Origin of the sequence: Egbenema bharatensis FJBBOT/2019, from assembly GCF_048077055.1 — a bacterium.
GTDB lineage: Bacteria > Cyanobacteriota > Cyanobacteriia > Elainellales > Elainellaceae > Egbenema > Egbenema bharatensis.
The window spans coordinates 6,864,359-6,879,017 of sequence record NZ_CP182236.1; the positions used below are offsets into that span (position 1 = coordinate 6,864,359).

The 14,659-nt window shown below is 51.5% G+C and carries 10 protein-coding genes and 2 pseudogenes; 5 read left to right on the plus strand and 7 right to left on the minus strand.

The window, feature by feature from the left end; genetic code table 11:
* Positions 1 to 7: 7 nt before the first annotated feature.
* The 3 genes and pseudogenes from era (at position 8) to ACM1PF_RS31950 (ending at position 4,357) form a co-directional block, all read left to right on the plus strand.
* Positions 8 to 995, plus strand: a pseudogene (gene era, locus ACM1PF_RS31940) (GTPase Era).
* 24 nt (positions 996 to 1,019) lie between these two features.
* Positions 1,020 to 1,703 (plus strand): Uma2 family endonuclease, encoded by a 684-nt coding sequence (locus ACM1PF_RS31945; protein WP_416670452.1) that lies wholly within the window; start codon positions 1,020 to 1,022, stop codon positions 1,701 to 1,703.
* Between the two features lie 161 nt (positions 1,704 to 1,864).
* A complete protein-coding gene (locus tag ACM1PF_RS31950; RefSeq protein WP_416670453.1) occupies positions 1,865 to 4,357 on the plus strand; it encodes a GAF domain-containing protein in 2,493 nt (830 codons plus the stop codon).
* Here ACM1PF_RS31950 and ACM1PF_RS31955 read toward each other — a convergent pair whose 3' ends face one another.
* The 6 genes and pseudogenes from ACM1PF_RS31955 to ACM1PF_RS31980 form a co-directional block, all read right to left on the minus strand.
* On the minus strand, positions 4,358 to 5,860 hold the full coding sequence (locus tag ACM1PF_RS31955; RefSeq protein ID WP_416670454.1) for a GMC oxidoreductase: 1,503 nt from the start codon (positions 5,858 to 5,860) through the stop codon (positions 4,358 to 4,360).
* 118 nt (positions 5,861 to 5,978) lie between these two features.
* Entirely contained in the window at positions 5,979 to 6,587 is a 609-nt protein-coding gene (locus ACM1PF_RS31960; RefSeq protein WP_416670455.1) for a cytochrome c oxidase subunit 3, read from the minus strand.
* A gap of 54 nt (positions 6,588 to 6,641) precedes the next feature.
* A pseudogene (gene ctaD / locus ACM1PF_RS31965) lies at positions 6,642 to 8,329 on the minus strand (cytochrome c oxidase subunit I).
* A gap of 86 nt (positions 8,330 to 8,415) precedes the next feature.
* Positions 8,416 to 9,378 carry a cytochrome c oxidase subunit II gene (locus ACM1PF_RS31970; RefSeq protein WP_416670456.1) on the minus strand — a complete coding sequence of 321 codons (963 nt, stop codon included), beginning with the start codon at positions 9,376 to 9,378 and terminating at the stop codon, positions 8,416 to 8,418.
* Positions 9,379 to 9,434: 56 nt separating this feature from the next.
* Positions 9,435 to 10,034: a DUF2231 domain-containing protein gene (locus tag ACM1PF_RS31975; RefSeq protein ID WP_416670457.1), complete on the minus strand. Its 600-nt coding sequence runs from the start codon at positions 10,032 to 10,034 to the stop codon at positions 9,435 to 9,437.
* Complete coding sequence (locus ACM1PF_RS31980; RefSeq protein WP_416670458.1) at positions 10,031 to 10,531, minus strand: DUF2231 domain-containing protein; 501 nt, start codon at positions 10,529 to 10,531, stop codon at positions 10,031 to 10,033. Before ACM1PF_RS31980 ends, ACM1PF_RS31975 begins: the two co-directional genes overlap by 4 nt.
* Positions 10,532 to 11,377: 846 nt before the next feature.
* Here ACM1PF_RS31980 and ACM1PF_RS31985 point away from each other — a divergent pair.
* The gene (locus tag ACM1PF_RS31985) at positions 11,378 to 12,337 is read left to right on the plus strand and encodes a DUF2382 domain-containing protein (RefSeq protein WP_416670459.1); all 960 of its coding nucleotides are present in this window, start codon (positions 11,378 to 11,380) and stop codon (positions 12,335 to 12,337) included.
* Between the two features lie 345 nt (positions 12,338 to 12,682).
* Complete coding sequence (locus tag ACM1PF_RS31990; RefSeq protein WP_416670460.1) at positions 12,683 to 13,228, plus strand: DUF2382 domain-containing protein; 546 nt, start codon at positions 12,683 to 12,685, stop codon at positions 13,226 to 13,228.
* A 4-nt stretch (positions 13,229 to 13,232) separates the two neighbouring features.
* Here the strand turns inward: ACM1PF_RS31990 and ACM1PF_RS31995 are convergent, their stop codons facing one another.
* Entirely contained in the window at positions 13,233 to 14,561 is a 1,329-nt protein-coding gene (locus ACM1PF_RS31995; protein WP_416670461.1) for a D-alanyl-D-alanine carboxypeptidase, read from the minus strand.
* Positions 14,562 to 14,659 lie beyond the last annotated feature (98 nt).

Consider the following 14,659-nt stretch of genomic DNA (forward strand, 5'->3'; position numbering starts at 1 on the left):
CTACCTCATGAGTCACGATTCTCCCAATGAGCTAACCCCAAATTCTGAGCCTGATTACATTACAGGTGCATCCATCCCGATCGCCCCAGAAGGCTTTAAATCCGGTTTTGTTGGCATCGTCGGTCGTCCTAATGTTGGCAAATCGACGCTAATGAATCATCTGGTGGGGCAAAAAATCGCCATTACCTCGCCCGTAGCTCAAACTACCCGCAATCGGTTACGTGGGATCCTGTCTACCCCGCAAGCCCAGATCATTTTTGTCGATACCCCCGGCATTCACAAACCCCATCATCAGCTAGGGGAAGTCCTGGTAAAAAACGCCCAAATGGCGATCAATTCAGTGGATGTGCTGCTGTTTGTCGTGGATGGGACGGTGGTATCTGGCGGTGGCGATCGCTATGTGGCGGATCTGCTGAATCGGGCTGAAGTCCCCGTGTTGCTGGGCATTAACAAAATCGATCAACAACCTGCGGATGCCGACCAAACGACCCAAATTGACCAGAGTTACGAAGCCATTGCCATAGAGCAAGGCTGGACGACCCTCAAATTCTCCGCCCTGGATGGGACGGGGCTGGACACGCTGCAAGCCACCCTGGTCGATCGCCTGGAACCTGGGCCCTACTACTACCCCCGATCTGGTCACCGATCAACCCGAACGGTTCATCATGGGTGAGCTAATCCGTGAACAAATTCTGATGCAAACCCGCGAGGAAGTCCCCCATTCTGTGGCAGTCTCGATCGATCGGGTGGAAGAAGCTCCCGATATCACCCGCATCCTGGCCACCATCTATGTAGAGCGTCCTTCTCAGAAGGGAATTCTCATCGGTAAGGGGGGCAAGATGATGAAGGCGATCGGGTCAGCGGCTCGCCAGCAAATTCAAAAGCTGGTTATGGGTAAGGTGTATCTGGAAATGTTTGTCAAAGTCCAACCGAAATGGCGACAGTCCCGGATTCAGCTTGCCGAACTGGGCTACCAGGTTGAGCGGGACAACTAATGTTTCTCCTAATATTTCTCCCAATTGTTCTCCAGATCCCATCCCCCTCTTCGTCCCCTGGCAGGGCGATCGCCTGCCGCATTAGAATCAGAACATCGTCTGTGGGGAAAGGCAATGACTCAAGCTCAGGTAAAATTCCCAACCTTTGAAGACTATCTGTCCTACAGTAACGCGATGAACCTGGAAGGGTTTTATGAATTGATTGATGGAGAGCTAGTCGAGTTGCCGCCAGAGTCAGAGCAGAATAATTGGTTTGCCTTAAACCTACGCGATTATCTGATTCGCTTGATTCGTCGTCGCCTGGTGCGAGTACATGCTTGTGAGGTTCAGGTGCCCGTCCTACATCCCAAGGACGCTGCCAACCGCTTTCCAGATCTGGTTGTGCTGCGCCAGGAGCATCTAGAACTGACCCAACGACGACTCACGATTACTCTGGATATGCCCCCGCCGCGCCTAATTGCTGAAGTGGTTAGCCCTGGCAAGACCAATCAAGACCGAGACTATATCAACAAGCGAGCCCAATATGCGGCGATCGGTGTTCCCGAATACTGGCTGATTGATCCCGTGGCTCAAACGGTGATGGTGCTGAGGCTGGAGGGAGAGACTTACCAGGAGATCGGTGTGTTTGATCATCAGTCGGCGATCGCCTCGGTTGAGTTTGCCGGACTGGAGCTAACGGTGGCACAGCTTTTCGAGTCAGAAATTTAGCCATCGAGAACAAACTGTCTCCCCAACTATACCCCCGACTGACAACCGTATTTGAAGATACGGTTAACGTGGTGATTCCCCCCAAAAACTTGGGAATGATAAGTCTGTTGGAAAGCCCTCTGCCCACGTTTCGCTTTGGAATTCACAGGATAGGTATTGCCATGAGCTTTCATGCCTCAGCGCAGGAATACAGTAATCGCAGAAACGCGCTTACAAAAAGCAACTCCCAGGCAAACGCAGCATTGAGCCTATCTCAGGAAAACCGATCGAGACTGAAGCTCCATACCCTTGGCAATTCCCTCCCCACCGAAAAATTGCCTGATCCCGCTTCCGCTCCGCTCACTGAAGCAGCCGCAGAAATGAAAGTGAAGACTCCGATCGCTGACCCGATTTACATGACGCTCGATTCAAACGGGATCGTTTTGGCGGTCGATGCGCTGGGAGCCACTCGCATGGGTTACGAGGTCAAGGCTTTAGTTCATCAACCCGTTCAGACCCTGATTCACCCATCCGACCACGATCGGTTGCGGGGTTGCTTATCTCACCTGTCAGCATCCGGGATAGCCGACCCCGGTATTTTTCAGCTTGTCTGTCCCGATGGTGGACTATTACCATGTAACATCGCCTTTCAATCGCTAAACGCTGCCACTAAAGCGATTTTTTTATTGGTTTGTACCCCTTTGCAAGCTCCTGAGTTGCTCACCCCTTCAGAGCATCTCCAGTCCAGGCAGATTCTCAAACAGCAGGCGGAATGGGAAAAACTGCTGCGTGCAATTTCCCAAGCTGCTCCCCAACCGATGGGGCTACGTCTAATCCTGCAAACCATTGCCGCAGAAGTACAGCAGAGCTTAAACGCCGATCGGGTTCTGATTTACCGAACTCATCCCCGCAAAACAGGCAGCATTATGGTAGAAGCCCTGGCAAAGGACTGTCCGTCCGTATTTCAGCAAACGCGGGTTGCAGCTCTATTTCAACGGCAGTATATGCAGCGGCGATTTGCAGACCGGAAGAGTGTTCCAGAGGCTTACCAAACGACGCATGGGGTGGAGTGGAGCCAGGATACCTCGCTCCAACGGTTAGGCGTACGATCTGAAGCCGTAGTTCCCATCTTTCAGCAAGGAAAACTGTGGGGATTGCTCATTGTGCATCAATGTCGTCAGTCACGACTATGGCAACCCTGGGAGATGGGGCTGGTGAAGCAGGTTGGCTCTTACCTGGATAGCGTGATTCAGCAGGCTGAACTGTATCAAAAGGTGCAGCGATTGAATGCGAACCTGGAACGGCAAATTCAGGCGCGGACAGCCGAACTGCGGTTAGCCTCGGAGTTTGAAGCGACCCTGAAGCGAATTACTGATAAAGTCCGGGATAGTTTAGATGAACGTCAAATTCTGGAAACGGCGGTTCGAGAACTGGTGAATGCGATCGGCATTAGTGGCTGTAATGCTTCAATTTATGACCTGAAAGCTGGAACTTCTACCATTTCCTATGAGTACACCACCAATCTTTCGCCGTACCAGGGGCGCGTGGTGCATCTGGATGCCTCTCCTGGAATTTACGCTCAACTGTTGCACGGGCAAACTTTTCAGTTCTGCTCCCTCATGATTAACCCTACACGGGGCAAAGTTGCGATGTTGACCTGCCCGATCGTGGATGATCAGGATGTCCTGGGTGATCTGTGGTTAATCAATCAACCCTACTACTGCTTCAGCGAACAGGACATTCGGCTGGTGCGTCAGGTAGCGAACCACTGTGCGATCGCCATTCGCCAGGCTCGCCTATATCAAGCGGCCCAGGCGCAGGTGGAGGAACTGGAGCGGCTCAATCACCTGAAGGATGATTTCCTGAGTACGGTGTCCCACGAACTCCGCACTCCGATGGCGAATATCAAAATGGCGACGCAAATGCTGGAAGTAACCCTGAGCCAGAATGGTCTGCTGAATCAAGCCACATCCAAGGTCGGCAACTATTTCCAAATTTTGCAGGCGGAATGCCAACGGGAAATTCATTTGATTAATGACTTGCTGGACTTATCCCGTCTGGATTCAGAGCAAACCGTTCCCCATCGGGTGCCAGTCGATCTGAATGCGTGGCTCCCGTCTATCCTTTCTCCTTTTTTAGAGCGGGCAAACCATCAGCAGCAACAGCTCCAGCTTGATCTACCTGCCTCCATTCCGCCGCTGGCGATCGATCTAACCAGCCTGGAACGAATTTTGGCGGAACTACTGCAAAATGCCTGCAAATATACTCCTTCCGGCGAGACAATTTCCGTTTCGGCGGAATATTTTGAGTATCAGGGGTCAGGGGTCAGGGGTCAGGAGGCAGTTCCAAGGGGTCAGGTAGGTGGCATCACCATTGCCGCTTCCCGGCCTCATTCACTCACTCACTCACTCGCTCACTCACTCACCCCGTCTTCCCCCACTCTACGTCTCTACATCATCAACTCTGGAGTCGAAATTCCTTCCCATGAGTTAAACCGCATTTTTGAAAAGTTTTACCGCATCCCCAGCAGCGATCGCTGGCAGCATGGGGGCACAGGATTGGGGCTAGCCCTGGTGCGAAAACTGGCGGAGCATTTGGGTGGTACAGTCTGGGCTGAGAGTCAGGCTGGACAAACCTGCTTTACCGTTGAACTCCCAGTAGAGTTGTCTGTGTAGTTACTGCAAGGTTTGAATCAAATGATCGCCGACTCGCAACGCATTTGCGATCACCGTTAAAGCAGGACTGACACTGGCGTTTGCCGGAAAGAAACTGCTATCGACCACGTATAGATTCTTGACCTCATGGGAGCAACAGTTGAGATCCAGCACAGATGTATCTGGATCTTCGCCAAAGCGGCAGGTGCCACACTGATGCGCCATCACCTGAATCGGCATATCACTGCGAGGATGGGTACTCCGGTTAAACAAAGACGGCTGGGCTGATTCCACATTTTTTAAGATATCCACCCAGCGATACACCAGGCGATCGTGGGCCTCGACATTATTGGGTTCATAATCGACCCGCAGCTTGTCACCCATGAAATAGACCCGATTTTCGGAATTAGGCAGATCCTCCGTTTGCAGCCACCAGCCGATCGAGCGCGTTGCCAGTTGTCTCAAGCCAAAGTTAGGCATGACTTTGGCGAGAGCAGAAAAAATCGGTGGAGCTTCCGAAAAAATCACATCCTGGGAAATGCCACCCGAATTTTGGACGTGTCCCATTGGGTAAGGGAAATCTCGATCGCCCCAGTAGAAATCATTGAGTCCGACGGTGCGGGGGAAAGAATCCTTGCTGGAGGAAGCCGTGAGTTGCACGACAACCGACAGTAATTGCTTCATCAAATTCCGCCCCACCTGCCCCGATTGATTGGCAATCCCATCGGGGTGCTTTTCATTCGCCGATCGCAGTAACAATGCCGCTGTATTCACTGCCCCGCAGGCTAGCACCACAATATGACCTAAAAACAGGTAGGATTCCTCGCCGATCTTGGCTTCGACAGCTTTAATTTCAGAACCGGAAGGATTGGTGTGGAGGCAAACGACTTGCGCCCCAGTCTTCAACGTCACATTGTCATGCTGGAGGGCTGGGGTGACACCCGTATCCTCAGAATCGGTTCTACCCTGATCGCCAATTCCCAACGGTAAATCGATCGGATGAAGTCCCTGCTCCGTTAAGGTTTCACAAATGGTTTGGATGCGCGGTTCATGGGCGATCGGCTCAAAGGGATAATTTCCACCGTGAGTTGGTTCCGTCGGATCATTACCCACTTTGCCATGCACCTGATACAGGGCTTCCGCCTCGGTGTAGTATGGCTCAAAATCTTGATAGGTTAACGGCCAGGCGGGGGAAAGACCCCCCTGATGCTGCACTTCTGTAAAGTCGCGTTCGCGCATCCGCATCAGAACCCCGCTCCAGATTTTTGTATTGCCCCCGACGCAGTAGCGCATCTGGGGATAAAACGGCTCTCCGGTGTTGTCGTACCAGGGTTCTGGGGCGTGGTATTGCTCTTTCTTGAAGACTTCCGTATCGACTAATTCGGAACTTTCCCTGGCAACAAATTCACCCCGTTCCAGCACCAGGATTTTCTTTCCGGTCGGAGCCAGTTTTCGTGCTAATGTGCCGCCGCCGACTCCGGTGCCAACAATAATCACATCGTAATATTGATCATCAATAATCATAGGACGTTTGATTCAATCATCTGTGCGATCGTTTTGCTCGGTTGACTGGGCGGACAAGATGCCCACCCCACAAGAGTGAGAGTCTACTTAATTTCTATTGGATAAGGTTGTCTTTCACCTACTGCCACACGTAGATCAGAATATACAAAATAATCCAGATCACATCGACAAAATGCCAGAACAGAGAAGTGGCTTCGACTCCAAAATAGCCGCTGTCGTAATTCCCTGGAAGAAACGATCGCCCCAGCATGAGGGTCTGCAAGAGAATCCCGGTGAGCACGTGCAGACCATGAAACCCGGTTAGCAAATAGAACGTGCCACCGAATAGCCCAGAGGTAATGCCAAAGGGCAGCCCATTCCACTCCACGGCTTGTCCGTAGAGAAAGTATCCACCCATTGCCATCGTTGCCAGCAAGAACAGGCGGAATCCCCAGATTTTTTTGTCATGGAGATAGCGTTCTGCCACGTAAATCACGAAACTGCTAGAAACCAACACGATCGTATTGATCGCCGGTTCTCGCGTTTCCAGTCCTGTAACCCCCGCAGGATACCAGTCGGTAGTGCTGGTTTTGTAGATGATATATCCAGCAAAGAAGCTGAGGAAAATAACACTTTCGGAGAGCAGGAAGACAATAAAGCCAAACTTACTGTTTCCCGCTTCGTCGTGGGACTGTTCCTCACGAATCTCTGCCTCGGTTTGCTGTGCGATCGCGCGTTCCGCCGTCATGGTCTGTTCTCCAGATATTCAGCTTAAGACTGCAAATTGTCCAGCTTGTCCAGTTCAGGAAGTTTGCGGCAGTTCCCCCTGGGCAGGATGGTTGGCAACCAGAGGTTCGTTCTTGCCGTAGCCGTAGGGAGGGGCAATTACCACGGGAATTTCCTCGAAGTTTTCCACCGGGGGAGGTGAAGAGACCAGCCATTCCAAGCCGATCGCCCGCCAGGGGTTATCGCCCGCCTTTTCGCCCTGAATCCAGGAACTCACCATATTGAGAATAAACGGCAGGGTAGACATGCCCAGCAGGAAGCCGCCCAAACTGGCGATCACATTCCAGAAGGCAAACTCCGGATCGTAGGAAGCCACCCGACGCGGCATTCCCAGCAATCCCGCCTCATGCATCGGGAAAAAAGTCAGGGTCGTGCCGATGAACGTCAGGGCAAAATGCAGCTTACCCAACCCTTCGTAGTACATCCGCCCCGTCATCTTCGGGAACCAGTGGTACAGGGCCGAATAGATCGCCATGACGATCGCCCCGTACAGCACGTAATGGAAGTGACCCACCACAAAGTAGGTATTGTTGACGTGAATATCCAGCGGCACCGACCCCAGGAAAATTCCCGTAATTCCAGCAAATACCCAGTTCACAATGCCCCCCAGGGCAAACAGCATCGGCGTAGTCAGGCGAATTTTACCGCCCCAAACCGTTGCCACCCAGCCAAACACCTTGATCCCACTGGGAACCGCCACCAGCATCGTTGTCACCATGAACAAAATCCGCATCCAGGGGGGAGTCGCACTAGCATACATATGGTGCACCCACACCACGCCACTGATAAAGGTAATCAGCAGGGACGAAGCGGCGATCACGCGATAGCCAAACAGGGGCTTGCGGGCGTGAACCGGCAGGATTTCCGAAAAAATGCCAAAGGCAGGCAGCACCATCACATAGACCGCCGGATGGGAATAAAACCAGAAAAAGTGCTGATACAGAATCGGGTTGCCGCCGCGCTCTGGGGCAAAGAAGCTGGTACCGATCGACAGATCCAGCAGCAGCATGATCGCCCCTCCCGTCAATGCAGGTAAGCCATAGAGCTGAATCAACTGCGCCGCCAACACTGCCCAGACGAAAGCAGGCGTTCTAAACCAGGTCATGCCTGGGGCCCGCATCCGGACGATCGTAGTGACAAAATTCACGCCGCCCATAATAGAGGACACGCCGGAGATGGCCACCGCCAGCAGCCAGAGGAACTGACCGTTGATTAAATTCCCGGTTGGATTTTGCAAGCTCACCGGGGGATAGGCCCACCAGCCGGACTGGGACGGGCCACCCGGCACCAGAAAACTGGCAATCATCAAAATCCCGACCACGGGAATCAGCCAGAAGGAAACCGCATTCAGCCGGGGAAACGCCATATCCCGCGCCCCGATCATCAGCGGCACCAGATAGTTGCCCAGTCCCACCAGCACCGGAAACGTCCACAAAAACAGCATGATCGAGCCATGCATGGTGAATAGCGCGCTGTAGACCGTGCGATCGATCAGATCGGCATCCGGGGTAATCAATTCCCCCCGCATAATCATCGACAGAACGCCACCGACCAGGAAAAGAAAAACGACGTGACAATGTATTGAATGCCGATCACCTTGTGGTCGGTGCTGAAGGTGAAAAATCGCTTCCAGTTATCGGGCGCACCCGGATAGGGTTGGCCGCGACGGACGACATCGGGGGTTTCTAGAGAAACGTTTGCCATACAGGGTTTTCAGACTCAATCAATGGGCTACAGCAAAAGGAATATTGATATTTCATTGCGCAATGAATCAGGCAATCTCAATCAACCTAAGCAGGCGGGCTAACGGGTTCTCGTTTTGGGGCATAGTTCACTACTGGAGGCGGAGCGGGCGGAACCGACTTCCAGCCCTGAAATAATTTGCCTTCATTGGAGCGACTGTATTCTGCCACTGCCGGATTATAGGCAGGCGTGGGCATTTGTGCCGCAGCATCCGCTAACCACTGGTTGTAATCGCTGACCGATTGCACCACCACATCGGACTGGTTTGATGCAAAGTAGGTGCCGCTGTAGAGGGAATCCCGCAGGCGATAGGTGCCTTCCCGAATCGGGGTGAACTCCAGATCAATTACGTGATTGGGCACAACATCTTGCTTAATGCGAAAGGCGGGAACATAGAATCCATGCAGCACATCCTCGGAATGGAGCGTCAGGTGAACTCGGCGATCGACCGGCACATGCAATTCCGTACTGGTGACATCCTGCTCCGGATAGTGAAAGACCCAGGACCACTGGCGAGCCGTCACATCAATTTCCTCGATCGGCTCCGTTTCCAGGGCAGATTCAATTTCCCGTTGAGGTGAATCGTCGAAAGGGGCGGCATAGGCAGATTCCATCATTTGCGGCATCTGCAAATGCACCAATTCCATTGGACCCCGAATATTCATTTTTTCGTAGGTGCGATAGCTGGCCGTAGCAAGTCCCAATACCAGCACGATCGGAATTGCCGTCCAGACAATCTCCAGGGTCAGACTGCCTTCGATCGGCGGGCCATCGCTCATGTCGTATTTACTCGCCCGATGGAAAATCAGCGAGTAAAAGAATGGCCCAATCACGCCCAGGTAAATTAACGTGCCCAGCCCCGTAAACAGACTGAACAAATCATCCACCAGCTTCGACTCGGCGGCCGCTTCCGGCGGAAACCAGGAATAGGACTGCTTTGCCATCCAAAAGCTGACTAGTATGGCGAAGACAGCGTAGACAGCGATCGTGATAATTGCGCGGAGTTTCATAATCGAAAAATTAAAGTCAGAGATTGATCGTCTGATTTATGATTTGAATTCATCATTTAAAGCTGATTGGGATTTTCCCCCAGGCGCAACAGTTGGTCGGCAGTGACATGAACCCCAAACTCTCCGCCCAAATGGGCCCCCAGCGTTCCCTGGAGAAACATCAGCAAGAAAATCAGCAGTCCCACGCCTAAATAGCTCCACTGCACCTGCCTCGCCATATCCTTGCGCCAGCGAAAGCGTTGAAACCCTCGCCAGACGGTCATTAATACGATCAGAGCCAGCAAGAAGACACCCCCAACGCCATGCCAGAGCATGGTTTCTAAAGCTTCTAGCCCCCAGGCACTACGTACCCCGGCGACGGGAACCGCCAGCATAATCTCATAGAATCCAGAGGCAACCGTGAAAAAGGTGATAATGGCAGCGGCGACCAGGTTGTACCAGCCGACATCAAACAGTCCAGAGCGAGTGACTGGAATGGCCAGATAGCGAAAAACCGCCTTTTCAACCGGAAACAAGACCCCCACAATATCAAAGGCGATCGCTGCGATAAACAGTCCCAGCGTTAAATGCACTAAGTTGGGATGGATCGGAACGATGTAGGGTAATCCATTGAACCCAATCTGATTGCCCATTTGCTCCAGCAAGTCTGGATTCATAGCACTCCCCCTTCTCTCGTTGCCTCCACGACCGGAACGCTGTGCAGCCCGTAAACCCAAACTAACAGGTCTCCCAGATAGGTCTGAAACAAGACCAATCCCACTAACATCACACTGGCCACCAGATAGGGAATGGGCAACTGGGGACGACTTTGCGATCGAATCACGTAACGCCAGCCCGTAACAGCCGCGACCAGCCCTGACAGAGACCATCCGAGCAGCGTATGGATGTTCAGTATTGCGTTCGAGTTACCATAAGGTTCGGCCAGACCGGCTTCAACCTGCCCAAAAATGACTGCAATAAAAATCGATACTGTTGCAAAGGCGAGGTTCCACCAACTGACCTCATATAATCGTGAGTTTTTGGTGAAGTAGGCAATGAAGTCGCACAGAACGGCGAACAACACCATTGCAATTACAAAATGCACCACGATCGGATGAATCGTGTCGGGATAGGGAAGATTATGCTCGTTGAGCGGTGGAAGGTACTTAAACACAAGTTCTCAAATTACAATATGCGCTAGCCAGAATTGAAGAATCGAGTCTAAGAAACAGCTAAGTATTTAATAATTCCTTAATCACTGAACCCAGTGGGAGTCTTTATTTCCGACACATTATTTTTAACACATCATGCCAAATCTCACAGCTTATAGCCGTGCTGAGGGCAGAAGCAAGGCTGGCCGAACGATGGCAGCATAATACAGATGAACTAAGCAACGGGTGGGAAAGTCAGTGAAGTTCTCGGTCATCCTCGTTATGGCGAGTGGACAATCGAATGTTCGGACTGGTTCAGTCAGGGAGCGTTACTCAAGATTGAGCGATCAAGCGAGCAATAATTTCTTACTCGTATTTTAATGACGGTTTGGTGCTTATCCAAACACTCAACAAATTCTTCAGGATCCACAGCCCAATAAAATTTCCAGTGCAATTTTCAGCTTGGACGACGATCGAGATTGAACTGACGATCGCCCATCATTCACCATTAGAAGCATTTCCTCACCGTTTAGGAATAGACTCTCATTAAAAAAACAAGACTGATGAACTGATCTCATTCCTTGCGCAAGATGTATTTTTGCCGCTACAGCTGACCTGGATTGAGAATAAAGTTTGCGTTGCTAATAGGTCTATTCATTTCGATCAGGCTCAAGTTGGCTTGAACACCAAATTGAGTGTCATATGAAGCAAAAGGGGTAAGAAGAATACAATTCTTTGATGAAGCCAGAATCTTCAAATCCGCTAATGGGGATACATCAGGACTCCACCCCAGCAAGATTAGATCCGTCCGGTCTAGAAGATAGGTTTAAACCATCAGGTTTTGATGTATTCACCAAGGAGAAAGTTGAATGCCACTTCATAAGATTAGAGATTTCGCTCCTGACTATCGAGATTATTTCGGTGATCACGATATTATCGGGTACAGCTTGTACTCTGGAGATGACAAAGTTGGCTCCGTCGATGATCTGCTAGTAGACGATGCGGGCAAATTCCGTTATCTAGTAGTCAATACGGGTGCCTGGATTTTCGGTAAGAAAGTACTGTTGCCCATCGGTCGGACTCGCATGAGCTATTCCGACAAGCGGGTGTATGTTGACGGCTTGACTCGCAATCAGGTTGAAAACTTGCCAGAATACGATGGACAACGATCCCTGGATGATTTTGACCAGGAAGAACGGGTTAGAGGCGTTTACCGCAATATGGGTTCCTCTAGCGTAGAAAACAGCACGGCGGTTGAATCGGGAGCACCTGTTGATCCAACTCGTCGCGGAACGGCTGCCACCCAAAATCGGGGCTACGATCGCAACACCTATAACTACGATCGGGATCCTGCCCTGTACAACATGAACGAGCAGAATCACCAGAACCTCAGACTCTACGAAGAGCGGCTGATTGCCAATCGTGTCCGTCGCAAGACTGGAGAGGTTGCAGTTGGTAAGCACGTAGAAACGGAGCAAGCGAACGTATCGGTGCCCGTAGAGAAAGAGCGTGTTGTGATTGAACGGGGTACGCCCACGGATGCTGGAAGAGCTGTTAACCCAGGCGCAGAAGCGTTTAAGGACGGTGAAGCAGTACGGATGGATGTGTACGAAGAGACTCCTGACATTCGTAAGGAAGCTTACGTTCGGGAAGAAGTCCGTGTCCGCAAGGAAGTCGATCGGGATACGGTTGAAGCGAATGAAACTATTCGTAAAGAACGACTGGACATCGACAAGGAAGGTCGGGTCATTGATGGCCCCGCGGATCCTTCCGTTGATCGCTCCCGTGATGCTCGCTCCCGCGATGCTCGTCCCCGCGATCGACGGTAATGATCGGTAATTGATCTGTGATGATCTTGCTCAATCGTTTTCCCAATGCCTATCTGAAGACTCACTAGAGTTTTTGGAGTCCAAAACCCCTGACGGGGTTTTTGGATAGGTTCTTAGAACTTCATCAGGACTCTGTTGGAATCTATTTGGAATCTATTAAGGAAAAGACAGGCAAGATTTCATAAGTCGCCGCCTTCTTAACCGAGGCGCAGTGGGGGACGGTAGCCGTTCCCCATTATTCTTTCCACCTGGATGCGGTCAATGCCGAGGAGGCGGAAATAACAATAAATTGCATTCCATTAAACGCCCCATCCATTAAAATCAGAACTGCTTTAAGAACTCAAAATGAACACTAATCGAGACGATCGCTTTATTACCCCTGATCCGGTTCATCCATCTGATCTGCCCAGAAATCCGAACGAGGAACAGAACCTCCGCTTACTGGAGGAGCGAGTGCTGGTTAATCGGTATCGACGCAAAGTTGGCGAAGTCATCGTCCGGAAAGTAGTAGAAACGCAGATGATAGAAGTTCCGGTGCGGCTGGAAAAGCTCGTAGTTGAGCAGATCAGTCCAGAGCGGAAGCAGCTTGCCTGCGTTAACCTGAATCCGGAACTTCTCGCCAATATTGCCATTCCTCAGGATGAACTTGACTCTCAGCAACCTGCAATCAATGAAACCTTTATTGATGCCAGAACCGCCGATCGAATTCTAGAGGAAATTGCAGAGAATCCGGTTTATCGAACTGCCAAAGTCAAAATTGTTTTTGAGGACGCTGCCCTGCAATCTACCTATGAGCAATGGCTGAAGCACCGCCTATCGGAAGAAGCCCAAACCCCAGCAGCTCCAATCCAGTCACCGACCTCCCACCCCGCCAACGAAGTGAGGTACTAGCCCTTTAGAGTAAACTCCGGTTTCGCTCTGAGGTACCCAACTGGAAGGAATTCTGTAGGGGTTGATTCGGTGCGATAGAAGGCGGAAGGGTAGTGGGATTACCCCAGGCTGCCTGAAGTTGCTGGAGTAAAAGATCCTGTTGGGCGTGGGGAATCTGTAAATCCCCGACTCCCAGGTTAATAATCGTGAACCAGATCAGTCCCTGATCCTGAGTGGGAATGACTCCAGCCAGGGAACTGACCCGATTCAGGGTTCCTGTTTTTAGCACTGCCCCAGCCGGAATTTGGCGACCGAGTAGTGTTCCGCCATCGTTGCCAATAATTGGATACAGGTCAGCGATCGATAACTGACGCGGCTGAAGGTATTGCTGAGTGGCAATCAGCATCGCAGTTACTGCGCGCGGGGAAATTTGATTCCCTTCTCCTAAACCTGACCCATTCTGAAGTCGAATTTCTTCCACCGGAACATTCGCCAGTTCAGCTGCCTTTTGGGCCATTGCTCCAGCTCCCCCCAAGTTATCGGCCAGCATATCAGCAATCACGTTATTGCTATAGATGTTCATTCGCTTCAGGATATTGAACAACGGAAGAGACTGATGCAGGACGATCGGCTTGACGGATCCCACCTCAGGGGCATTGGCCAGCCGGACGGTACCAGTGATCGCCACTGAAGGACGAGGTGTGTCGGGCGGCAACGTTTGATACTGAGTTTCCACTTCATTTGACCATTGACTTTGATCCAACCCCTGCTTCAGAAACGCTCCCGATTGAAGCGGATCCGTTTCAAAGTTCATGGCAAAGTTACCCATGATGACCAAATCGCCGCTCACCTGACGAATTCCCATCTGGTTCAGCGTATTGCCCAATCCGATCGCCTCTTCCCAGACAAAAAACGGGTCATTACTACCCTGAATGATCAGGTTCCCTTGCAGCACCCCATCCTGAATCTGTCCATCTGTTGCCACGATCGTCTCAAATTGGTAATCGGTTCCCCAGGTCGCCAGGGCTACCAGGGTAGTAGGAATTTTGGTTAAGGAGGCGGCGGGTAAGGGAGCCGTTCCCAAATGTTCTGCCAATACCTGATTACTGGCGATCCAAATCCCCTGTTCCGCCTGGGCGTAACCCTGGCTGGCCATCGCGGCAATGTGCTGCTGCATCAGAGCGGCGGCGATCGGATCGGGTGGGCTAATGGCGGCAATCTCCGAGTCTGGACTATCCAACAAAGACAGCACGAGGGATTCGTGGACAACGGTATTCCAGTTGGCTGCTTGAACCTCAGTTTGAGGAGGAATACCCAGCAGTAGGGAGAGGAATCCGCTCAGTAGTTCTAGCACAGGCACGTCCCTTTAGATGGTTAAGAGCAATGATTGAGCAATGGTTCAGTGGTTCAGTGGTTCAACTAAACGGGGCAAAACCGATCCAGATCAACGAT